Below are 21894 nucleotides of genomic sequence, written 5' to 3' on the forward strand. Positions count from 1 at the left end.
ATTTTCTCCCACTCGTTATTTTTATGCGGGGTGCGGCTGGATGTTGCTTTGTTGATAGACATCATACAACTAGATTTTTTTGTCCTACAAGGTTGGTGAGCCAATCAAATTTTTCTGTATGGGATGTTTTTTATGCTTTTTTGATTTGATTGTGCCGTTTTATGGGGCTGTTGTGGGTTTTGTAGGCGACGTCTTGCGGTGGGCTTTCTTCAGGATGTTTCATGGGAAAGTAGATCTTTGAGCCGGGATTTGTAAGTTTCTTGAATGTTGTCATACAAGTTGAGGCGTATTTCCACGCAGATTTCACTCAATGCTCAAGCCTCGCGGTGCTACGATCCGAAAGCCCCGTCCACCGGAACCGACCATGCAAGAAGACCTCGACGCCCCGGCGCGCAAGCGCAGCCACAGCCTGGCCCACGACCTGGTGGAAAAACTGGCCCAGAGCATCCTGCTCGGCCAGATGCTGCCGGGGGACAAGTTGCCTTCGGAAAACTCGATCGTTCAGGAGCACGGTGTCAGTCGCACGGTGGTGCGCGAGGCGATTTCCAAGTTGCAGGCTTCAGGTCTGGTGGAGACGCGTCACGGCATCGGCACGTTTGTCATCGAGCGTGCGCCGGAGCAGGGCTTGCGACTGAATGTCGACACGGCGCTGGGGGTGCGCAGCATTCTGGAATTACGCATGGGTCTGGAAACCCAGGCAGCGGCGCTGGCGGCGCAACGCCGGACCGAGCAACAGCTGGTGCAGATGCGTCAGGCCCTGGACGACTATCAGCGCCTGCTCGCCAACAACGACAGTTGCGTCGAGGCCGACCGGCGCTTTCATCTGTTGATCGCCGAGGCTACCGGCAATGCCTGTTTCACTGAAATCACCCAGCATCTGGGCAACGCCATGATTCCGCGCACCCGGGTCAATGCCGCCGAGCGGGGGGCGACGGACTTGAGCAAGCTCGGGCAACTGGCCAATCTGGAACACGAGGCGATTCTCAACGCGATCAAGCGTCAGGACCCGGACGCTGCCCGCGCGGCAATGTGGCTGCACCTGACCAACAGCCGCGACCGGTTCTCGGCGGGAGATGCCTGACCACAGTGCTTCGTGGGAGTGGGCTTGCCCACGAAGGCATCGGCACATACAACTGCATCATCGACTGACCTGGCGCATTCGCGAGCAAGCCCGCTCCCACGGGGCTCGGAGCAATGTGGGCGCGAGGTCAGTTCAGCAGTCCCTTCAAGCCTTCCAGCGGTAGCGGGCGGCTGTGCAGGTAGCCTTGGTACAAGTGGCAGCCCAGGCCTTGCAGGAACGCCAGTTGTTCCGGGGTTTCCACGCCTTCGGCGATGACTTCCAGTTCCAGGCTGCGGGCCATGGCGACGATGGCGCGAATGATTTCGGCGTCGTTGGGGTCGGTGGTGGCGTCGCGGATGAACGACTGATCGATCTTCAGCGTGTCCACCGGCAAGCGCTTGAGGTAGGTCAGCGATGAATAACCGGTGCCGAAATCGTCCATGGCGAAGCTCACGCCGAGCTTCTTCAGGCGGCGCATTTTGCTGATGGTGTCGTCCAGGTTCTGAATGACGATGCCTTCGGTGATTTCCAGTTTCAGCAGCGAGCAGGGCAGGCCATGGCTGCTCATGCTGTGTTCGATGCGTTCGGCGAAATCGTTCTGGCGGAACTGGCGCGGGCTGATGTTCACGCACAGGGTGAAATTCAGCGGATCGACCAGGCCTTCGGCAATCAGGTTTTTGAACGCGCAGCAGGCCTCGTCGAGAATCCAGGTGCCGACTTCGAGGATCAGGCCGCTGTCTTCCAGCACTTTGATGAATTCCCCCGGCGATTGTGCGCCGAGTTCCGGATGGTTCCAGCGCACCAGGGCTTCGGCGCCGATGATGCGATTGTCCTGAGCGTCGATCTGCGGTTGGTAATGCACGTCGAATTCGCCACGGGACAGCGCCAGGCGCAGGTCGGTTTCCATGCGCAGCCGCTCGCTGGCCGCTTTCTGCATGGTGTTGTGGTACATCTGCGTGGTGTTGCGCCCGGAATCCTTGGCCCGGTACAGGGCAATGTCGGCGCGCTTGAGCAGGTCGGTCGGGGTCGAGCCGTGATCGGGAATCAGCGCCACACCGATGCTCGGTGTCACTTGCAGGCGCTGGCCGTCGAGGAACATCGGTTCCGAGAGCAGTTCGCGGATGGTGTCGGCCAGGGCGCGCACCTGGGTGCTGACTTCGTTGCGTGTGCCCTCCAGACCACTGAGCAGCACCACGAATTCATCGCCGCCGAGGCGGGCAACGGTGTCTTCCATGCGCACGCTGGCTTCGAGTCGCGCGGTGATGATTTTCAGCACGGTGTCGCCAACCGGGTGGCCCAGCGAGTCGTTGATGTGCTTGAAGTGATCCAGGTCGAGAAACAGCAATGCGCCGCGCAGGTTGTGGCGTTTGAGCAGGGCGATCTGCTGGCTCAGGCGGTCCATCAGCAAGGCGCGGTTGGGCAGGTTGGTCAGCGGGTCGTGATAGGCCAGGTGGCGGATCTGCGCTTCGGCGTTTTTCAGCAGGCTGACGTCCCGGGCGGTCAGCAGCAGGCACGCGGTTTCGTTGAGGGTGATCGGCTCGACCGAGACTTCCACGGTCAATATTTCTCCGCGCTTATTGCGCCCAAGCATCTCCTGGTGATGAACGCGGCCCTTGATCTGCAATTCGGCGAGCAGCGCCGAGCGTTGTTTTTCCTCGGCCCAGATGCCGACCTGATACACGGTCTTGCCCACCACTTCATCGGCGCGATAACCGGTGAGGCGGCAGAAACCGTCGTTGACCTCCAGATAACGCCCGGTGTCGCGTTCGGTGATGGTGATCGCGTCGGGGCTGGAGTGGAACGCCTTGGCGAACTTCTCTTCGCTGGCCTTGAGTGCCGCTTCCGAGCGTTGTTGCTGGGTGATGTCGCGCAGGGTGGTGACGATGCACGGTTGGTTGCCGACGCTGATCTGTCGGCTGGAAATCACGCAGGTCAGCGACTGGCCGTCCTTGTGCTGGACGATGATCGCGACATTGCTCAGGCCTTGTTCGCGGATCACCCGTTCGATGCGTTGCAGGCTTTTCGCCGAGGCGTCCCACAGGCCGATTTCTTCGGCGGTGTGGCCGATCACGTCGTGGGTGGTCCAGCCGAAGGTCTGGGTGAAACTGGAGTTGATCTCGATGAATTCGCCAGTGTCCTGGCGGGTCACGCAGATCGGGTCGGGGCTGACCTGGAACAGCGTGGCGAATTTCTCTTCCGAGGCTTCGAGGCGCTGTTCGCGTTCGACCTGATCGGTGATGTCCAGCAAGGTGCCGGCCATGCGCAGTGGCATGCCCTGGTCGTCGCGGTAGAGGCGGGCACGGCTTTCCAGATAGCGCGAGCTGCCGTCCGGCAGTTGAACGCGATAGGTCAGTTGATAGTTGCCTGCCGGGCCTTCGCGCAGGCTGCGATAAGCGTTGCGCATGGTGTCGCGCTCTTCGCCGGGCACGCCTTCGAAAAACTCCTCGAAGGGTTCGTGGAAGGGTTTCGGGTCCAGCCCGTGCAATTGCGCGGCCCGCGCCGAGCCGTAGAGCATGCCGCTGGGAATGTGCCAGTCCCAGGTGCCCAGTTGCGCCGAATCCAGCGCCAGGTCGAGGCGTTCCTGGCTGTCCTTGAGGGCCAGTTCCGCCGCTTTGCGCTCGGTGGTGTCGAGAAAAGTGCTGAGCAGGTACGGCTGGCCTTCGAGTTCGACCTTCTGTGCGCTGAGAATGCCGTCGTGAACCTGGCCGTTGCTGGCGCGAAATTGCACCTCCATGCTGATCAGTTCGCCCTTGGCCTTGGTCTTCTTGACCAGTTCCGCGCGCTGCTCGGGATGTACCCACAGGCCCAGCTCCAGGGTGGTGCGACCGATGGCGTTCTGCACCGGCCAGCCGAACAGGCTTTCGAAATACTGGTTGGCTTCGCTGATCAGGCCGTCTTCCTGGCGCGTCAGCAACACCATGTTCGGACACAGATGAAACAGCGTGGCGAAACGTTTCTCCGAGCTGCTGAGCGCCTGTTCCCGTTGCCTTTGGTGGGTGATTTCCCGGATCACCCCGATCATTCGGGGCCGGCCATGCTTGTCGGGCAGCAGGCTGCCGTTGATCTCCAGCCAGTGCAGGCTGCCGTCGGGCCAGCGGATGCGATGGTGCATCGCCTGTTCCAGCGGCGCGCCGGCAATCACCGCGTGGAACGCGCGAATGGTTTTTGCCCGGTCTTCCGGGGGCAGCAGGTCGAGATATTCCAGATCTTCGGGCAGGGGTTGCCGTGGGTCGAAGCCGAACAACGCCTGGGTGCCGCGTGACCAACTGATCTGCCCGCGCTCGATGTCCCAATACCAGGCGCCGAGGCGGGCGCCATTGAGCGCCGCGAGCAATTGCGGCGCACTTTCCCAACTCTGCTCGGAACGCCGTGGATCAATGGCCTGAATACGCGGCATCGGCGGAATACGGTCAACAGATTTCGGCATTGTTAAGGGGCCTTGGGCTGGTTTGGGCGTTTGGCACGGGGATCGCAGCTCTATAGGAGTAGCACAAGTCAGCCGTGAGTCCCTGGCAGATCGATTTGTGCATCCAGCAAGGCCATAAAGGCCCGTGCCGCGTTCGACAGCGTCCGTTCGGTGTGCAGGATATAGCCTAGCTGGCGACTGAGCTGTATGCCCGGCAAAGGTATCCGCGCCACCTGGTCGTCGAGCATGGTGCGCGGCAGGACGCTCCAGGCCAGGCCAATGGAGACCATCATCTTGATGGTTTCCAGATAGTTGGTGCTCATGGCGATGTTCGGCGTCAGGCCCTGGGCCTCGAACAGGCGCTGGACGATATGGTGGGTAAAGGTGTTGCCGCCGGGAAAAACCGCCGGATGACCGGCGATGTCCGCCAGATTGACCGCGCCGTTATTGATCAGCGAGTGCTCCGGGGCGACCACGAAATCCAGCGGGTCGTCCCATACCGGGGTGGCCTTGACCAGTGCGTGAGGGTCCGGAGCCAGCGTAATCACCGCCAGTTCGGCCCGGCCGTGGAGAATTTCCTCGTAGGCCACTTCCGAATCGAGGAACTGAATATCCAGCGCAACCTGTGGGTAGCGGCGAGTGAACTCCCTTAATAAGGGCGGCAGGCGGTGCAAGCCGATGTGGTGACTGGTGGCCAAGGTCAGGCGGCCGCTGACCTCGCCGGTCAGGTTGGTCAGGGCGCGGCGGGTGTCGTCCAGCACGTTGAGAATCTGGTAAGCCCTTGGCAGCAAGGCCCGGCCGGCCTCGGTCAGGCCGACTTCACGGCCCAGCCGATCGAACAGCCGCACCTTCAATTGCTGTTCCAGGCCGGCGATGCGTTTGCTGATTGCCGGTTGCGTCAGGTGCAGGCGCTCGCCGGCACCGGAGAAGCTGCCGGTTTCGGCAATCGCGATAAAGGCATTGAGATTGGCCAGATCCATGGTCGTATTCCAGTTGGTTATTCAAAGCATAAAAAATATGAATTTGAGTTATTCAATCTAACCTCATAGGATCGACCTCACAAGCCAAAGGGATATAGAAAAGCCCAGGGCATAGAAACAAGCTGATGAGGAAACGTCTGATGGCCGGCAAAACGCTCTACGACAAGCTCTGGGATTCGCATTTGGTCAAACAGCGCGACGATGGCTCCGCGCTGATCTACATCGACCGTCACATCATCCATGAAGTGACCTCGCCGCAAGCCTTCGAAGGCCTGCGTCTGGCCGGGCGCAAGCCATGGCGCATCGATGCCAACATCGCGACCCCGGACCACAACGTACCGACCACCCCGGAGCGCAAGGGCGGCATCGAAGCCATTGCCGACCAGGTCTCGCGTTTGCAGGTTCAGACCCTCGATGACAACTGTGATGAGTACGGCATCGTCGAGTTCAAGATGAACGACGTCCGCCAGGGCATCGTCCACGTCATCAGCCCGGAGCAGGGCGCGACCTTGCCGGGCATGACCGTGGTCTGCGGCGACTCCCACACCTCGACCCACGGCGCCTTCGGTGCCCTGGCGCACGGTATCGGCACTTCCGAGGTCGAGCATGTGCTCGCCACCCAGTGCCTGGTCGCCAAGAAAATGAAGAACATGCTTGTGCGTGTCGAAGGCCAGTTGCCGTTCGGCGTGACCGCCAAGGACATCGTCCTCGCCGTAATCGGCAAGATCGGCACCGCCGGCGGTAACGGCCATGCCATCGAATTCGCTGGCAGCGCGATCCGCGACCTGTCCGTCGAAGGCCGCATGACCATCTGCAACATGTCCATCGAAGCCGGCGCCCGTGTGGGTCTTGTAGCGGCAGACGAAAAGACTGTGGAATACGTCAAGGGTCGTCCATTCGCCCCGAAAGGCGCGCAATGGGACGCAGCGGTCGAGTCCTGGAAAGACCTGGTGTCCGACGCCGACGCCAAATTCGACACCGTGATCGAGCTCGACGCCGCGCAGATCAAGCCGCAAGTCAGCTGGGGCACGTCGCCGGAAATGGTTCTGGCCGTTGACCAGAATGTGCCGGATCCGGCCAGGGAAATGGATCTGGTCAAGCGCGATTCGATCGTCCGCGCCTTGAAGTACATGGGGTTGAGCGCCAATCAGGCGATCACCGACATTCAGCTCGACCGCGTGTTCATCGGTTCCTGCACCAACTCGCGGATCGAAGACTTGCGCGCGGCGGCGGAGATTGCCAAGGGCCGCAAGGTCGCCTCGACCATCAAGCAGGCGATTGTGGTGCCGGGTTCGGGTCTGGTGAAGGCTCAGGCTGAAGCCGAAGGTCTGGACAAGATTTTCCTCGAGGCCGGTTTCGAATGGCGCGAGCCGGGCTGCTCGATGTGCCTGGCGATGAACCCGGACCGCCTGGAGTCCGGCGAGCATTGCGCCTCGACCTCCAACCGTAACTTCGAAGGCCGTCAGGGCGCCGGTGGCCGTACCCATCTCGTCAGCCCGGCCATGGCCGCCGCAGCGGCAGTGAACGGTCGTTTCATCGACGTTCGTGAATTGATTCAGGGAGCACAGTAACCATGAAGGCTTTCACTCAGCACACCGGTCTTGTGGCGCCGCTGGATCGTGCCAACGTCGACACCGATCAGATCATTCCGAAGCAGTTCCTGAAGTCGATCAAACGCACCGGCTTCGGCCCGAACCTGTTCGACGAATGGCGCTACCTCGATGTGGGGCAGCCGTATCAAGACAACTCCAAGCGTCCGCTGAACAAGGACTTCGTGCTCAACGCCGAGCGTTATCAAGGCGCCAGCGTATTGCTGGCCCGGGAGAACTTCGGTTGCGGCTCCAGCCGTGAACACGCACCGTGGGCGCTGGAAGAGTACGGTTTCCGCAGCATCATCGCGCCGAGCTACGCCGACATCTTCTTCAACAACAGCTTCAAGAACGGCTTGCTGCCGATCATCCTCACCGATGAAGAAGTCGACGAGTTGTTCAAGCAGGTCGAAGCCGAACCTGGCTATCAGTTGAAGGTTGATCTGCAGGCGCAGACCGTGACCCGTCCGGACGGCAAGTCCTACAGCTTCGAAATCGACGAGTTCCGCAAGCACTGCCTGCTCAACGGCCTGGACGATATCGGCCTGACCTTGCAGGACGGCGATGCGATTGCTTCGTTCGAAGCGGCGCATCGCAAGAGCCAGCCATGGTTGTTCCGCGACGCATAAGCAAGATTTGAGATTGATGTCGTCAAGGCCGGGTTCTTCGTGGGCGTGCTCGCGAAGAACCCGGCCAGGCACCCAAAGCTTTGCCCTCAAAAGGATGTCCCCCATGACCAGCACCGCCCAGCACAGTCAGGTTGTACAAAAGCAATTCGGTGAACAGGCCGCCGCCTACCTGAGCAGCGCCGTTCACGCTCAAGGCACCGAATTCGCGCTGCTACAGGCTGAGGTGGCGGGGCAGGGCGAGGCTCGGGTACTGGACTTGGGTTGCGGCGCCGGCCACGTGAGTTTTCATGTGGCGCCACTGGTGAAGGAAGTCGTGGCCTACGACCTGTCGCAGCAGATGCTCGACGTGGTTGCGGCGGCTGCCGTGGATCGCGGCCTGGGCAATGTGACCACGGTCAACGGTGCCGCCGAGCGCCTGCCGTTCGCCGATGGCGAATTCGACTTCGTATTCAGCCGTTATTCGGCGCACCATTGGAGCGACCTCGGCCTGGCCTTGCGCGAAGTGCGTCGGGTACTGAAGCCGGGCGGTGTGGCGGCGTTCGTTGACGTGATGTCGCCGGGCAGCCCGTTGTTCGACACCTATCTGCAAAGCGTTGAAGTGCTGCGCGATACCAGCCATGTGCGCGATTATTGCGCCGGCGAGTGGCTGCGTCAGGTCAGCGAGGCGGGTCTGCATACCCGCAGCACCAGCCGTCAGCGCCTGCGTCTGGAGTACAGCAGTTGGGTCGAGCGCATGCGTACCCCCGAGGTGATGCGCGCGGCAATCCGCCAGTTGCAGCAGTCGATGGGCAACGAAGTGCGCGAATATTTTGAGATTGAGGCCGATGGTTCGTTCAGTACAGATGTACTGGTTCTGATGGCCGAACGCTAAAAGCATTTTTCCGGGCGCGCCGGTCAGCGGCGCACCGACTGAAGACATGAGGAAAGCATGAGCAAGCAGATTCTGATTCTCCCAGGTGACGGTATTGGCCCGGAAATCATGGCCGAAGCGGTCAAGGTTCTGGAGCTGGCCAATGACAAGTACCGCCTGGGCTTCGAGCTGAGCCATGACGTGATCGGTGGCGCGGCCATCGACAAGCACGGCGTGCCGCTGGCCGACGAAACCCTCGACCGTGCCCGCGCCGCTGACGCGGTGCTGTTGGGCGCCGTCGGTGGCCCGAAATGGGACACTATCGAGCGTGACATCCGCCCTGAGCGCGGCCTGCTGAAAATCCGTGCGCAACTGGGCCTGTTCGGCAACCTGCGTCCGGCGATCCTGTACCCGCAACTGGCTGACGCCTCGAGCCTGAAGCCGGAAATCGTTGCCGGCCTGGACATCCTGATCGTCCGCGAGCTGACCGGCGGTATCTACTTCGGCGCGCCGCGCGGCACCCGCACCCTGGAAAACGGCGAGCGCCAGTCCTACGACACCCTGCCGTACAGCGAAAGCGAAATCCGCCGCATCGCCCGTGTCGGTTTCGACATGGCCCGCGTGCGTGGCAAGAAACTGTGCTCGGTGGACAAGGCCAACGTGCTGGCCTCCAGTCAGCTGTGGCGTGAAGTGGTCGAGCAGGTCGCCAAGGATTACCCGGACGTCGAGCTGAGCCACATGTACGTCGACAACGCCGCCATGCAACTGGTGCGTGCACCGAAGCAGTTCGACGTGATCGTCACCGACAACATGTTCGGCGACATCCTGTCCGACGAAGCGTCGATGCTCACCGGTTCCATCGGTATGCTGCCGTCGGCCTCGCTGGACGCCAACAACAAGGGCATGTACGAGCCTTGCCACGGTTCGGCGCCGGACATCGCCGGCAAAGGCATCGCCAACCCGCTGGCGACCATTCTGTCGGTGTCGATGATGCTGCGTTACAGCTTCAACCTGAACGATGCGGCCGATGCCATCGAGCAAGCCGTCAGCGTGGTTCTGGATCAGGGCCTGCGTACCGGTGACATCTATTCGGCCGGTTGCACTAAAGTCGGAACGCAGGAAATGGGCGACGCAGTAGTCGCCGCGCTGCGGAATCTGTAATCTCTGCGGCCCGCTGCGAAATTCAATACGAAGCAGCGGCCCACTTTTCAAGAAGGTGTAGTTGCGATGAAACGTGTAGGTCTGATCGGTTGGCGCGGCATGGTCGGTTCCGTGCTCATGCAGCGGATGCTGGAAGAGCAGGATTTCGATCTTATCGAGCCGGTGTTTTTCACCACTTCCAATGTCGGTGGCCAAGGCCCGTCCGTGGGCAAGGACATTGCTCCGCTCAAGGACGCTTACAGCATTGAAGAGCTGAAGACCCTCGACGTGATCCTGACCTGCCAGGGCGGCGACTACACCAGCGAAGTGTTCCCCAAGCTGCGCGAAGCCGGCTGGCAGGGTTACTGGATCGACGCGGCCTCGAGCCTGCGGATGAACGATGACGCGGTCATCATTCTCGATCCGGTGAACCGCAAGGTCATCGACCAACAGCTCGACGCGGGCACCAAGAACTATATCGGCGGCAACTGCACCGTCAGCCTGATGCTGATGGGCCTGGGTGGTCTGTTCGAGGCTGGCCTGGTCGAGTGGATGAGCGCCATGACCTATCAGGCGGCCTCCGGTGCCGGCGCGCAGAACATGCGTGAACTGATCAAGCAGATGGGCGCGACCCACGCCGCTGTCGCCGATCAACTGGCCGACCCTGCCAGCGCGATCCTCGACATCGACCGTCGTGTGGCCGAAGCCATGCGCAGCGACGCCTATCCAACCGAAAACTTCGGTGTGCCCCTGGCCGGCAGCCTGATCCCGTGGATCGACAAGGAACTGCCGAACGGTCAGAGCCGTGAAGAGTGGAAGGCCCAGGCCGAAACCAACAAGATCCTCGGTCGCTTCAAGAGCCCGATCCCGGTCGACGGCATCTGCGTGCGCATCGGCGCCATGCGCTGCCACAGCCAGGCGCTGACCATCAAGCTGAACAAAGACGTGCCGATCGCCGATATCGAAGGGCTGATCAGCCAACACAACCCTTGGGTCAAGCTGGTGCCGAACAACCGCGAAATCAGCATGCAGGAGCTGAGTCCGACCAAGGTCACCGGCACCCTGAATGTTCCGGTGGGCCGTCTGCGCAAGCTGAACATGGGCTCGCAATTCGTCGGCGCGTTCACTGTCGGCGACCAACTGCTGTGGGGCGCGGCCGAGCCGCTGCGCCGCATGCTGCGGATCCTGCTCGAGCGTTGATCGCCTGAAGCAATCAAAGAACCCGCGCCTTGAAAGAGGTGCGGGTTTTTTTATGTCCGCGAAGGAGCCGGTGCAGCCCGTGCAAAACCCGGCAGAAATTGCCTGCATCCCCCTCAGCCGGTAAAGTGCCGCTCCCCCCGTTTCGCCAGAGGCCGCACCATGACCCAGACCCTTGATATTGCCGTGATCGGCGCCACCGGTACGGTCGGCGAAACCCTCGTCCAGATTCTCGAAGAGCGCGACTTTCCGGTCGGCAATCTGCACCTGTTGGCCAGCAGCGAGTCCGCTGGCAGCTCGGTGATGTTTCGCAACAAGAGCGTGCGAGTACGTGAGGTCGACGAGTTCGACTTCAGCAAGGTCAAACTGGCGTTTTTCGCCGCCGGTCCGGCCGTCACCCTGAGTTACGCGGCTCGTGCCCATGCCGCCGGTTGCTCGCTGGTCGATCTGTCCGGTGCGTTGCCGGCGGATCAGGCGCCGCAAGTGGTGCCGGAAGCCAACGCTCAGGTGCTGGATGGACTGAACGTGCCATTCCAGGTCAGCAGCCCAAGCCCGTCGGCGACCACCCTGGCCGTGGTGCTGGCGCCGCTGCTCGAACTGATCGACCTGCAATACGTGCATGTCACGGCGAATCTGGCGGTTTCCGCCCAGGGGCGTGAGGGGGTGACCGAGCTGGCGCGCCAGACCGCCGAATTGCTGAATATGCGTCCGCTGGAGCCGAAATTCTTCGACCGGCAGATGGCCTTCAACCTGCTGGCCCAGGTCGGCACTCCGGATGCCCAGGGCCACACGCTGCTGGAAAAACGTCTGGTGCGCGAGTTGCGCCAGGTGCTGGCCCGACCTTTATTAAAGATTTCCGTGACTTGCATTCAAGCCCCGGTGTTTTTTGGCGATAGCTTTAGCGTGACCTTGCAGTCAGCGAACGCGGTCGACCTGGAAAAGGTCAACGCCGCCCTCGAGGACGCGCCGGGCATCGAGCTGGTCGAGGCTGGCGATTATCCGACAGCGGTCGGTGACGCGGTGGGGCAGGACGTGGTCTATGTCGGGCGGGTGCGCGGCGGTGTCGACGAACCGGCGGAACTTAATCTGTGGCTGACGTCAGATAACGTACGCAAAGGTGCGGCCCTCAACGCGGTGCAAGTGGCCGAGTTGTTGATAAAAGGCCTGCTGTAAAAGATACTTGGCAACAATTTGTCGACTGATTCTAGGCGGGCGCTATGCTTGCCCGGAACACTCGATAACGTAATACCCTCCGGGACTTTCCGGGGCATCAAAGAAATGATCGCGCGCGACATCTGTCGTCGTCGCGCGCAATGCCTTACGGCAGCGGTAATCAACATCTTCTCGCTGGCCGAGGAACGTTCAAACAAAGGATGAGGCTATGGTTCAAGTTCGCAAACTGGTGTTAGCAATAGCGGCCGCCTCGGCGCTGTCCTCCGGTATGGCGCATGCCCTCGGGCTCGGGGAGCTGACCCTGAAGTCGACCCTGAACCAGCCGCTGGTGGCGGAAATCGAGCTGCTCGACGTCAAGGACCTCACCGCTGCCGAAGTGGTGCCGAGCCTGGCCTCGCCGGAAGACTTCGCCAAGGCCGGCGTCGATCGCCAGGCCTTTCTCAATGACCTGACCTTTACCCCGGTGCTCAACGCCAGCGGTAAAAGCGTGCTGCGCGTGACATCGAGCAAGCCGCTGTCCGAACCGATGGTGAAATTCCTCGTGCAGGTCATGTGGCCCAATGGTCGCCTGCTGCGCGACTACAGCGTGCTGCTCGATCCGTCCAAGTTCTCGCCGCAGACCGCCGATGCCGCCGCCCAGCCTGCGCCGTCGCAAACCATTACCGCGCCGACCACCGGTGCCACCCATCCTGCCCAGCACACCACCACCCCGCGCGACACCCTCTGGGAAATCGCGGCGAAGGCGCGTACTGGCGGTTCGATTCAGCAAACCATGCTGGCGATCCAGGCGTTGAACCCGGATGCGTTCATCGACGGCAACATCAACCGTCTGAAGACCGGTCAGGTGCTGCGGATGCCGGACGCCGTGCAAAGCACCGCGTTGCCGCAGTCCAAAGCGATTGCCGAAGTGGCGGCGCAGAACGAAGCCTGGCGTTCCGGGCGCCGTTATGCGGCCAAACCGGGCACTGGGCAGCAACAACTGGACGCTACCAAGCGTGGCCGTGGCAACACCGGTGCCGCGCAAAACACCAAGGACAACCTGAGTCTGGTTTCCGCTGAAAGCGCCAAGGGCCGTGGCAAAGGCCCGGCCGGCGATGCCAAGGCGTTGAGTAATAAACTCGCGGTCACCCAGGAAAGCCTCGACACGACCCGTCGTGACAACGAGGAACTGAAAAGCCGCATGGCCGATCTGCAAAGCCAGCTGGACAAGCTGCAGCGTCTGATCGAGCTGAAAAACAATCAATTGGCGAAGATGCAGGCCGAGGGTTCGGGCACCGCCCCGGCCGCTGCTGCGCCAGCCGTGCCGACGGTTCCGGCGATCACTGCCGAACTGGCCGCCACTCCACCCGCCACGCCGGCTGAAACGGCCCCGGCAGTGCCGGCACCTGAGGCGGCTGCTCCGGCCCCGGTCGAGCCGGTGGTCGAGACAAAACCTGCCGCCGATGACGACAAAGCCTTCAACGAACTGCTGACCAACCCGATTCTGCTGGGTCTGGTTGGCGGTGGCGCGGTGGTGCTGTTGCTGCTGTTGTTGCTGCTGGCACGTCGCCGCAAGGCTCAGCAGGAAGCCGAGAAGCATCTGCGCATGGCTCGTGCCCTGGAGGAGCAATCCTTCTCGCCTGAGCTGGACCTGCCGGAAGACAGCTTCGATGGTCTGGAAGTGCCGGCGGCCAGCGTCAAGCTTGCACCTGCACCTGCACCTGCACCTGCACCTGCACCGGTGGTGGCTCCGGTAGTTGCCCCGGTGGTGATGGCCGAGCCGATCGCCGCGCCGCTGGTCGCACCGGCCGCCGAGCGTTCCGACGACGTGCTGGCCAAGGCGCAATCGCACATCGATGGTGGTCGTCTGAACCAGGCGGCGGCGTTGCTGGAGGAGGGCGTCAGCCTTGAGCCGCAGCGCAGCGATCTGCGTCTGAAGCTGATGGAAGTCTACGGTCGCCAGGGTGATCGCGACGCGTTCGTCGGTCAAGAGCGTCAACTGGTTGCCAATGGCGACAACTTCGCCAAGGTCGAAGAGCTGAAAACCCGCTTCCCGGCCATGGCGGTCGTCGCGGCGAGCGGTCTGGCGGCCGCTGCCATCGCGGCCGAACTGGACGCGGAGTACGTCAAGGAGCTGCTGCTCGACGAGCCTGAAGCGCCTGCGCCTCTGGACAACGAGCTGGACAGCGCCTTCGACCTGAGTCTCGACGATCTCGACAAGATCACTCCGGTGGAGCCGGCAGCGGTCGAGCCGCAAGCACCGGTCGAGCTGGACGAATTCCCGTCCGACGATGATCTGAGCTTCGAATCGGTGCTGCAACAGCAGACCGAGATCAAGGAAAACCTCGACGACCTGTCGGAGTTCGACCTGGATCTGGACCTCGGCGCCGAACCGTCGCCAGCCTTGACAGCCGAAGACGACTTCCTGCTGGATCTGGACGAAGGCGTGAAGGATCTGCCACCGGTCGAGGCGCCAGTCGTGGCCGAAGTGCCGCTGGATGACCTGGAACTGCCAGCCGATTTCGATCTGTCCCTGGCGGACGAAATGGACGCCACCCCGGCCGAACCGGACGCGTTCGCGGCGGAGCTGGATGACGTCAACGCCGAGCTGGATCGCCTGTCGAGCAGCATTGCCGAGCCAAGCTTCACTGAAGCCGACGCTGCGCTGGGTGGTGATCTGAACGACGAGGACTTCGACTTCCTGTCCGGTACTGACGAGGCCGCCACCAAGCTCGATCTGGCCCAGGCCTACATCGACATGGGCGACAACGATGGCGCGCGCGACATCCTCAACGAAGTGCTGACCGAGGGTGACGACAAGCAGCGCGGCGAAGCCAAGGAAATGCTTTCGCACCTGGCTTGAGTCTGCGTTCGGCAGTAAACAAAACGGCAGCCCCTCGAGGCTGCCGTTTTTTGTTGGGGGCGGGTTTGCGCACAAAGAGGCCGGGACGTCCGGCGGAGAACTTTCTAGCATCCACAGGCCGCGGCCTTATAATGCCCGCCTTTGTACATCAGCAGGCTGTCCCACCTTGGCAAACATAGATAACCCCGCCGCCGAAATGGCGCCCGAAGGCTTTTTCCGCGTCGCGCTGGGCGTTGAATACAAGGGTTCGCGCTACAGCGGCTGGCAGCGTCAGTCCACGGGTGTGGCCACGGTGCAGGAAACCCTGGAAAAAGCCTTGTCGAAAGTCGCCAACACGCCGATTTCGATCCAGTGCGCCGGGCGTACCGATGCCGGCGTGCATGCCTGCGGGCAGGTGGTGCATTTCGATACCCAGGTCGAGCGTTCGCTGAAGGCCTGGGTCATGGGCGCCAATATCAATCTGCCCCACGACATCAGCGTCAGCTGGGCCAAAGTGATGCCGGCGCATTTTCACGCGCGTTTCAAGGCGATCGCGCGGCGCTATCGCTATGTGATCTACAACGATCAGATCCGCCCGGCGCATCTCAATGAAGAAATCACCTGGAATCACCGTCCGCTGGATGTCGAGCGCATGGCCGAGGCCGCGCAGTATCTGGTGGGCACCCATGATTTCAGCGCGTTCCGTGCCGGTCAGTGCCAGGCCAAATCGCCGATCAAGCAACTGCATCACCTGCGCGTGACCCGTCACGGCAAAATGATCGTGCTCGACATCCGTGCCAGTGCGTTCCTGCATCATATGGTGCGCAATATTGCCGGGGTGCTGATGACCATCGGTGCCGGTGAGCGCCCGGTGGAGTGGATGAAAGAGGTGCTTGAAAGCCGCGAGCGGCGCTCCGGCGGGGTCACGGCCCATCCTTTCGGTCTGTATCTTGTGCAGGTCGAGTATCACGACGAGTTCCCGTTGCCCGAGCGTTTCATCGGGCCACATTTCCTTACCGGATTCTCGGAACTTGACGGCTGACGCCCTCCAATCCATTTGTTACCATCCGGGACTTTCTCGGATTTGCCTTGGGGTTTTATCGACATGTCAGCCGTTCGCAGCAAGATTTGCGGGATTACCCGCATAGAAGATGCGTTGGCCGCCGTCGAAGCCGGAGCCGACGCCATCGGTTTCGTGTTTTACGCCAAGAGCCCACGAGCCGTGACCGTGCAGCAGGCGCGAGCGATCATCAAGGCATTGCCGCCGTTTGTGACCACGGTCGGGCTGTTCGTCAACGCCAGTCGCTGCGAGCTGGGGGAAATCCTCGATGCCGTGCCGCTGGATCTGCTGCAATTTCACGGCGACGAAACCGCCGCTGAGTGCGAAGGCTGGCATCGGCCGTACATCAAGGCCCTGCGGGTCAAGGCGGGCGATGACATCGCCGCCGCCTGCAATGCCTACCCGAGCGCCAGTGGCGTATTGCTCGACACCTATGTCGAAGGCGTGCCCGGCGGAACCGGTGAGGCATTCGACTGGTCATTGATTCCGCAAGGCTTGAGCAAGCCGCTGATCCTGGCCGGCGGCCTCACGCCGGACAACGTGGCCGAGGCGGTCGCCCGTGTGCGGCCTTACGCGGTGGACGTCAGCGGCGGGGTAGAGGCGAGCAAGGGCATCAAGGATCACGCAAAGATTCAAGCGTTCATCAACGCCGTGCGCGGTAACGCGTCGTCGATGTGACGGCTGGCAGACTGCCGCCGTCCATAACAGCACTTGCACAAAGCAGGCATGGCTGAGGGTTTTTGGGGTTGCACGCAGGTCATGTCTCGCGCTGACCGTGGCGTTCCATCGATCATCGCCACACACATGAATTTAGCTGAAGGGCATACGCGGGGCCGCGAACCAGAGCGTTCGGGCCGCCGGTACTGGAGAAAGAAAGCATGAGCAACTGGTTGGTAGACAAACTGATCCCTTCGATCATGCGTTCGGAGGTCAAGAAGAGCTCGGTGCCTGAAGGTCTGTGGCACAAATGCCCGTCCTGCGAGGCTGTGCTGTATCGTCCGGAGCTGGAAAAGACCCTGGACGTTTGCCCCAAGTGCAGCCACCACATGCGCATCGGCGCACGTGCGCGGATTGACATTTTCCTTGATGCCGAAGGTCGCGCCGAGCTGGGTGCCGATCTGGAGCCGGTTGACCGTCTGAAATTCCGCGACGGCAAGAAGTACAAGGATCGCCTGACCGCTGCACAGAAGCAGACCGGCGAAAAAGACGCGCTGATCTCCATGAGCGGCACCCTGCTGGGCATGCCGGTGGTGGTTTCGGCGTTCGAGTTCAGCTTCATGGGCGGTTCCATGGGCGCCATCGTCGGTGAGCGCTTCGTGCGCGCCGCCAACTACGCGCTGGAAAAACGCTGCCCGATGATCTGCTTCGCTGCCTCCGGTGGTGCGCGCATGCAGGAAGCGCTGATCTCGCTGATGCAGATGGCCAAGACCTCGGCGGTGCTGGCGCGTCTGCGCGAAGAAGGCATTCCGTTCATTTCGGTACTGACCGACCCGGTCTACGGTGGCGTTTCCGCCAGTCTGGCGATGCTCGGCGACGTGATCGTCGGCGAGCCGAAAGCCCTGATCGGTTTCGCCGGTCCGCGCGTGATCGAGCAGACCGTGCGTGAAAAACTGCCGGAAGGCTTCCAGCGCAGCGAGTTCCTGCTGGAGCACGGTGCAATCGACCTGATCATCGACCGTCGCGAACTGCGTCCGCGCCTGGGCAACCTGCTGGCACAAATGACCGGTCAGCCGACACCGAAGTTCGTTGCCGCTCCGGTTGAGCCGATTGTCGTTCCGCCGGTGCCTGCCAACGTATGACCGAGCGCACCCTTGGCGAGTGGCTCGCCTACCTTGAGCAGTTGCATCCCTCGGCCATCGACATGGGGCTGGAGCGTTCGCAACAGGTAGCGTCCCGCATGGGGCTGGGCCAGCCGGCGCCAAGGGTGATTACGGTCACCGGCACCAACGGCAAGGGTTCGACCTGCGCTTTCGTGGCTTCGTTGCTGCGGGCGCAGGGCCTGAGCGTTGGTGTCTACAATTCTCCGCATCTGCTGCGTTACAACGAGCGGGTGCAGCTCAATGGCGTCGAAGCGACCGATGCCCAGCTGTGTGAAGCCTTCGCAGCGGTCGAGGCCGGGCGCGGCGACACCTCCCTGACTTACTTCGAAATGGGCACCCTGGCGGCGTTCTGGCTGTTTCAACAGTCCGCGCTCGATGCCGTGGTGCTGGAAGTCGGCCTGGGCGGGCGTCTGGATACGGTCAACGTGGTTGACGCCGATATCGCATTGGTCACCAGCATTGGCGTCGATCATGCCGATTACCTGGGCGATACCCGTGAGTCCGTGGCGTTCGAGAAAGCCGGGATTTTCCGCCAGGGCAAGCCTGCGCTGTGCGGCGATCTGAATCCTCCGCAACCGTTGCTCGACAAGGCGCGCGAACTCGCCTGCCCGTTCTTCCTGCGTGGACGTGATTTCGACCTGGGGATTACCGACCAGCATTGGCAATGGCGTGGTACGGATGCTGACGGCCACGTAGTCGAATTGCGCGATTTGCCGCTGCTCGACCTGCCAATGGAAAACGCCGCACTGGCGTTGCAGGCTTATCTGCTGCTCGGGTTGCCTTGGGAGGCGGGGCAGATTGCTGCGGCTCTGCAAGCCACTCGCGTGGTCGGTCGCCTCGATCGGCGTTCGTTCGAGTGGAACGGCAAGCGCCTGAGCCTGCTGCTCGATGTCGGTCATAACCCCCATGCGGCGGAGTATCTGGCCCGGCGTCTGGCGGCCAGACCTCCGGTCGGCAAGCGTCTGGCGGTATTCGGCCTGCTGGCGGACAAGGATCTGCCAGGCGTCGTTGGCGAACTGAATGCCAGCGTCCAGCACTGGGCCGTGGCGCCGCTGGATTCGCCGCGCGCTCGTCCGGTGGCCGAATTGCATGAAGCATTGCAGAACCTTGGGGCTTCGGTGACGTCTTACGACAGCGTCGCGGCCGCCCTGGAAGGGCAGTGCGCGGTGGCGACCAGTGACGACGAGATTCTGTTGTTCGGATCATTTTATTGTGTCGCCGAGGCCCTCGAATGGCTGGCCCGGCACTCCACGGAGGAAGCGGCAAATGGCTTTGCTGGATAAAGCGTACAAGCAGCGCATGGTCGGTGCCCTGGTGCTGGTGGCGCTGGCGGTGATTTTTCTGCCGATGCTGTTTACCCGTGAAGACGAACAGCGTCAGGTGACGGTCGAAGCGCCGGCAGCTCCGCAGGCGCCGGCTGTTGCGCAGATCCAGATGGAAACGGTGGCTGTGCCGGAACCGCAAGTGTTGCCGCAAGAGCCTATGCCGACTGATGACGAGGTTGCGGAGCAGGTTGCGCCGTCCAAGCCGATTGCCGCTGCGCCGGCTCCGGCACCTGCGGCGCCTGTTGCGGCCGCAAAACCGGTGGCTCCGGCACCGGCGCCCGCCGCCAAACCTGCGCCGATCCCGGCGCCGGCTCAGCCGATTGCTGCGGCTCCCGCCAAGCCTGATACCACCCAGAGTCGGGTTGACGCCAATGGCCTGTCGGTGAGCTGGTCGGTGCAGCTTGCCAGTCTGTCGAGTCGCGCCAGCGCCGAGAGTCTGCAAAAAAGCCTGCGCAGCCAGGGCTACAACGCCTATATCCGTTCCGCCGAGGGCAAGAATCGGGTGTTTGTCGGGCCGCTGATCGAGCGCGCCGAAGCCGATCGTCTGCGCGATCTTTTGAGCCGTCAGCAGAATCTCAAGGGTTTTGTCGTGCGCTTCCAGCCTGAGCGCGGCTAAAAACTATCGCCCGGATTGAAATGCACTGACAATCGCAGCTTACCGACGGCCCTGCGCTCTGCTAAAATGCGCCGCCTTATCCGTCTGTAGGCTGCACTGTGCCATTTACCTGGGTTGACTGGGCGATCGTTGCAATCGTCGCCATCTCCGCTTTGATCAGTTTGAGCCGCGGCTTCGTCAAAGAAGCGTTATCGCTGGTGACCTGGATCATCGCAGGAGCGGTTGCCTGGATGTTTGGTGGCTCACTGTCCGAGTACCTCGCCGGATACATCGAAACGCCATCGGCTCGCGTGATCGCGGGCTGTGCCATCATGTTTGTCGCCACACTGATCGTGGGCGCAATGATCAATTATCTTATCGGCGAACTGGTTCGCGTCACCGGATTATCCGGCACCGACCGGTTCCTGGGCATGGCCTTCGGCGCTGCGCGTGGCGTGTTGCTGGTGGTCGTGGCAGTCGGGCTGTTGAGCCTGGGGCCGGTACAGCAGGACGGGTGGTGGAAAGAATCCCAGCTCGTGCCAAAGTTTCTATTGGTCGCAGACTGGTCCAAAAACCTGATACTGGGTTGGAGCAGTCAGTGGCTTGCCAGCGGAATCAGCGTACCCGCTGATATTCCGTTCAAGGAGCAACTCTTGCCGTCGGCCAAAACGCCTCAGTGAGTGTTGTTCAGTTCAGATCCATTAAGTAGGGGTTGCGTCGCATGTGTGGCATCGTCGGTATCGTCGGTAAGTCGAACGTCAATCAGGCGCTGTATGACGCGCTAACCGTGCTCCAGCACCGCGGCCAGGACGCTGCCGGTATCGTGACCAGCCATGATGGCCGGTTGTTCCTGCGCAAGGACAATGGCCTGGTGCGTGACGTGTTTCAACAACGTCACATGCAGCGCCTGGTCGGCCACATGGGTATCGGCCACGTCCGTTACCCGACTGCCGGCAGCTCGACTTCGGCCGAGGCCCAGCCGTTCTACGTCAACTCGCCGTACGGCATCACCCTGGCGCACAACGGCAACCTGACCAACGTCGAGCAGTTGGCCAAAGAGATCTACGAATCCGATCTGCGTCACGTCAACACCAGTTCCGATTCGGAAGTGCTGCTCAACGTGTTCGCTCACGAGCTGGCCCAGCGCGGCAAGCTGCAGCCGACCGAAGAAGACGTGTTCGCTGCCGTGACCGACGTACACAACCGTTGCGTTGGCGGTTATGCGGTGGTGGCGATGGTGACCGGTTACGGCATCGTCGGTTTCCGTGACCCGCACGGCATCCGTCCGATCGTGTTCGGCCAGCGTCACACCGACGAAGGCGTCGAGTACATGATCGCTTCCGAAAGCGTCTCCCTGGACGTACTCGGCTTCACCCTGATCCGCGACCTGGCACCGGGCGAAGCGGTCTACATCACCGAAGACGGCAAGCTGCACACCCGTCAGTGCGCGACCAACCCGTCCCTGACCCCATGCATCTTCGAACACGTCTATCTGGCGCGTCCGGACTCGATCATCGATGGCGTGTCGGTCTACAAGGCCCGTCTGCGCATGGGTGAGAAACTGGCCGAGAAGATCCTGCGCGAGCGTCCAGAGCACGATATCGACGTGGTCATCCCGATCCCGGACACCAGCCGCACCGCCGCGCTGGAGCTGGCTAACCACCTCGGTGTGAAATTCCGCGAAGGTTTCGTCAAGAATCGTTACATCGGTCGTACCTTCATCATGCCGGGCCAGGCCGCGCGCAAGAAATCGGTACGCCAGAAGCTCAACGCCATCGAGCTGGAGTTCCGTGGCAAGAACGTGATGCTGGTGGACGACTCCATCGTGCGTGGCACCACGTGCAAGCAGATCATCCAGATGGCCCGCGAAGCCGGCGCGAAAAACGTCTACTTCTGCTCCGCAGCCCCGGCTGTGCGCTTCCCGAACGTGTACGGCATCGACATGCCGAGCGCCCACGAGCTGATCGCGCACAACCGTTCGACCCAGGACGTGGCTGATCTGATCGGCGCGGACTGGCTGATCTATCAGGATCTGCCTGACTTGATCGAAGCGGTCGGCGGCGGCAAGATCAAGATCGAGCAGTTCGATTGCGCGGTGTTTGACGGCAAGTACGTCACCGGTGATGTCGACGAGGCCTACCTGAACAAGATCGAGCAGGCGCGTAACGATGCCTCCAAGGTCAAGACGCAGGCGGTCAGCGCGATCATCGACCTGTACAACAACTGAGTGACTACCGGCCCTGAGGGGC

The 21894-nt window shown here is 61.8% G+C and carries 17 protein-coding genes; 15 read left to right on the forward strand and 2 right to left on the reverse strand.

Annotated elements, in window-relative coordinates:
- Positions 1–364 precede the first annotated feature (364 nt).
- Positions 365–1081 carry a FadR/GntR family transcriptional regulator gene (locus KVQ74_RS14130; RefSeq protein ID WP_217831700.1) on the forward strand — a complete coding sequence of 239 codons (717 nt, stop codon included), beginning with the start codon at positions 365–367 and terminating at the stop codon, positions 1079–1081.
- A gap of 127 nt (positions 1082–1208) precedes the next feature.
- On the opposite strand, the gene KVQ74_RS14135 is transcribed toward KVQ74_RS14130, so the two are convergent.
- Both KVQ74_RS14135 and KVQ74_RS14140 read right to left on the reverse strand, forming a co-directional pair.
- Positions 1209–4487 carry a bifunctional diguanylate cyclase/phosphodiesterase gene (locus tag KVQ74_RS14135; RefSeq protein WP_217831701.1) on the reverse strand — a complete coding sequence of 1093 codons (3279 nt, stop codon included), beginning with the start codon at positions 4485–4487 and terminating at the stop codon, positions 1209–1211.
- A 68-nt stretch (positions 4488–4555) separates the two neighbouring features.
- A complete protein-coding gene (locus KVQ74_RS14140; RefSeq protein WP_217831702.1) occupies positions 4556–5446 on the reverse strand; it encodes a LysR family transcriptional regulator in 891 nt (296 codons plus the stop codon).
- Between the two features lie 140 nt (positions 5447–5586).
- Here KVQ74_RS14140 and leuC point away from each other — a divergent pair, with 140 nt between their 5' ends.
- The 14 genes from leuC to purF all read left to right on the forward strand — a co-directional run bounded on the left by leuC (position 5587) and on the right by purF (position 21872).
- Positions 5587–7017: a 3-isopropylmalate dehydratase large subunit gene (gene leuC / locus KVQ74_RS14145; RefSeq protein WP_217831703.1), complete on the forward strand. Its 1431-nt coding sequence runs from the start codon at positions 5587–5589 to the stop codon at positions 7015–7017.
- A gap of 2 nt (positions 7018–7019) precedes the next feature.
- Positions 7020–7664 carry a 3-isopropylmalate dehydratase small subunit gene (gene leuD, locus KVQ74_RS14150; RefSeq protein ID WP_217831704.1) on the forward strand — a complete coding sequence of 215 codons (645 nt, stop codon included), beginning with the start codon at positions 7020–7022 and terminating at the stop codon, positions 7662–7664.
- Positions 7665–7767: 103 nt separating this feature from the next.
- Positions 7768–8535: a class I SAM-dependent methyltransferase gene (locus KVQ74_RS14155; RefSeq protein ID WP_217831705.1), complete on the forward strand. Its 768-nt coding sequence runs from the start codon at positions 7768–7770 to the stop codon at positions 8533–8535.
- A gap of 57 nt (positions 8536–8592) precedes the next feature.
- Positions 8593–9675 (forward strand): 3-isopropylmalate dehydrogenase, encoded by a 1083-nt coding sequence (leuB, locus tag KVQ74_RS14160; protein WP_217831706.1) that lies wholly within the window; start codon positions 8593–8595, stop codon positions 9673–9675.
- Between the two features lie 66 nt (positions 9676–9741).
- Positions 9742–10854, forward strand: coding sequence for an aspartate-semialdehyde dehydrogenase (gene asd, locus KVQ74_RS14165; RefSeq protein ID WP_011333354.1), 1113 nt, complete (start codon positions 9742–9744; stop codon positions 10852–10854).
- 159 nt (positions 10855–11013) lie between these two features.
- A complete protein-coding gene (locus KVQ74_RS14170) occupies positions 11014–12024 on the forward strand; it encodes an aspartate-semialdehyde dehydrogenase (protein ID WP_217831707.1) in 1011 nt (336 codons plus the stop codon).
- Positions 12025–12232: 208 nt separating this feature from the next.
- Complete coding sequence (locus tag KVQ74_RS14175; protein ID WP_217831708.1) at positions 12233–14866, forward strand: FimV/HubP family polar landmark protein; 2634 nt, start codon at positions 12233–12235, stop codon at positions 14864–14866.
- A 196-nt stretch (positions 14867–15062) separates the two neighbouring features.
- Positions 15063–15887 carry a tRNA pseudouridine(38-40) synthase TruA gene (truA, locus tag KVQ74_RS14180; protein ID WP_217831759.1) on the forward strand — a complete coding sequence of 275 codons (825 nt, stop codon included), beginning with the start codon at positions 15063–15065 and terminating at the stop codon, positions 15885–15887.
- Between the two features lie 63 nt (positions 15888–15950).
- Positions 15951–16583 (forward strand): phosphoribosylanthranilate isomerase, encoded by a 633-nt coding sequence (locus tag KVQ74_RS14185; RefSeq protein ID WP_217831709.1) that lies wholly within the window; start codon positions 15951–15953, stop codon positions 16581–16583.
- Positions 16584–16783: 200 nt separating this feature from the next.
- Positions 16784–17704: an acetyl-CoA carboxylase, carboxyltransferase subunit beta gene (accD, locus tag KVQ74_RS14190; RefSeq protein WP_217831710.1), complete on the forward strand. Its 921-nt coding sequence runs from the start codon at positions 16784–16786 to the stop codon at positions 17702–17704.
- Entirely contained in the window at positions 17701–19008 is a 1308-nt protein-coding gene (folC, locus tag KVQ74_RS14195; protein ID WP_217831711.1) for a bifunctional tetrahydrofolate synthase/dihydrofolate synthase, read from the forward strand. The genes accD and folC overlap by 4 nt, the downstream gene beginning before the upstream one ends.
- Positions 18992–19666: an SPOR domain-containing protein gene (locus KVQ74_RS14200; protein WP_217831712.1), complete on the forward strand. Its 675-nt coding sequence runs from the start codon at positions 18992–18994 to the stop codon at positions 19664–19666. The genes folC and KVQ74_RS14200 overlap by 17 nt, the downstream gene beginning before the upstream one ends.
- Before the next feature lie 98 nt (positions 19667–19764).
- Positions 19765–20325, forward strand: a complete 561-nt coding sequence (locus tag KVQ74_RS14205) for a CvpA family protein (RefSeq protein ID WP_186552365.1) — start codon at positions 19765–19767, stop codon at positions 20323–20325.
- A gap of 41 nt (positions 20326–20366) precedes the next feature.
- Positions 20367–21872 carry an amidophosphoribosyltransferase gene (gene purF, locus KVQ74_RS14210; protein ID WP_217831713.1) on the forward strand — a complete coding sequence of 502 codons (1506 nt, stop codon included), beginning with the start codon at positions 20367–20369 and terminating at the stop codon, positions 21870–21872.
- Positions 21873–21894 lie beyond the last annotated feature (22 nt).

This window comes from Pseudomonas botevensis, assembly GCF_019145475.1.
GTDB classification, from domain to species: domain Bacteria; phylum Pseudomonadota; class Gammaproteobacteria; order Pseudomonadales; family Pseudomonadaceae; genus Aquipseudomonas; species Aquipseudomonas botevensis.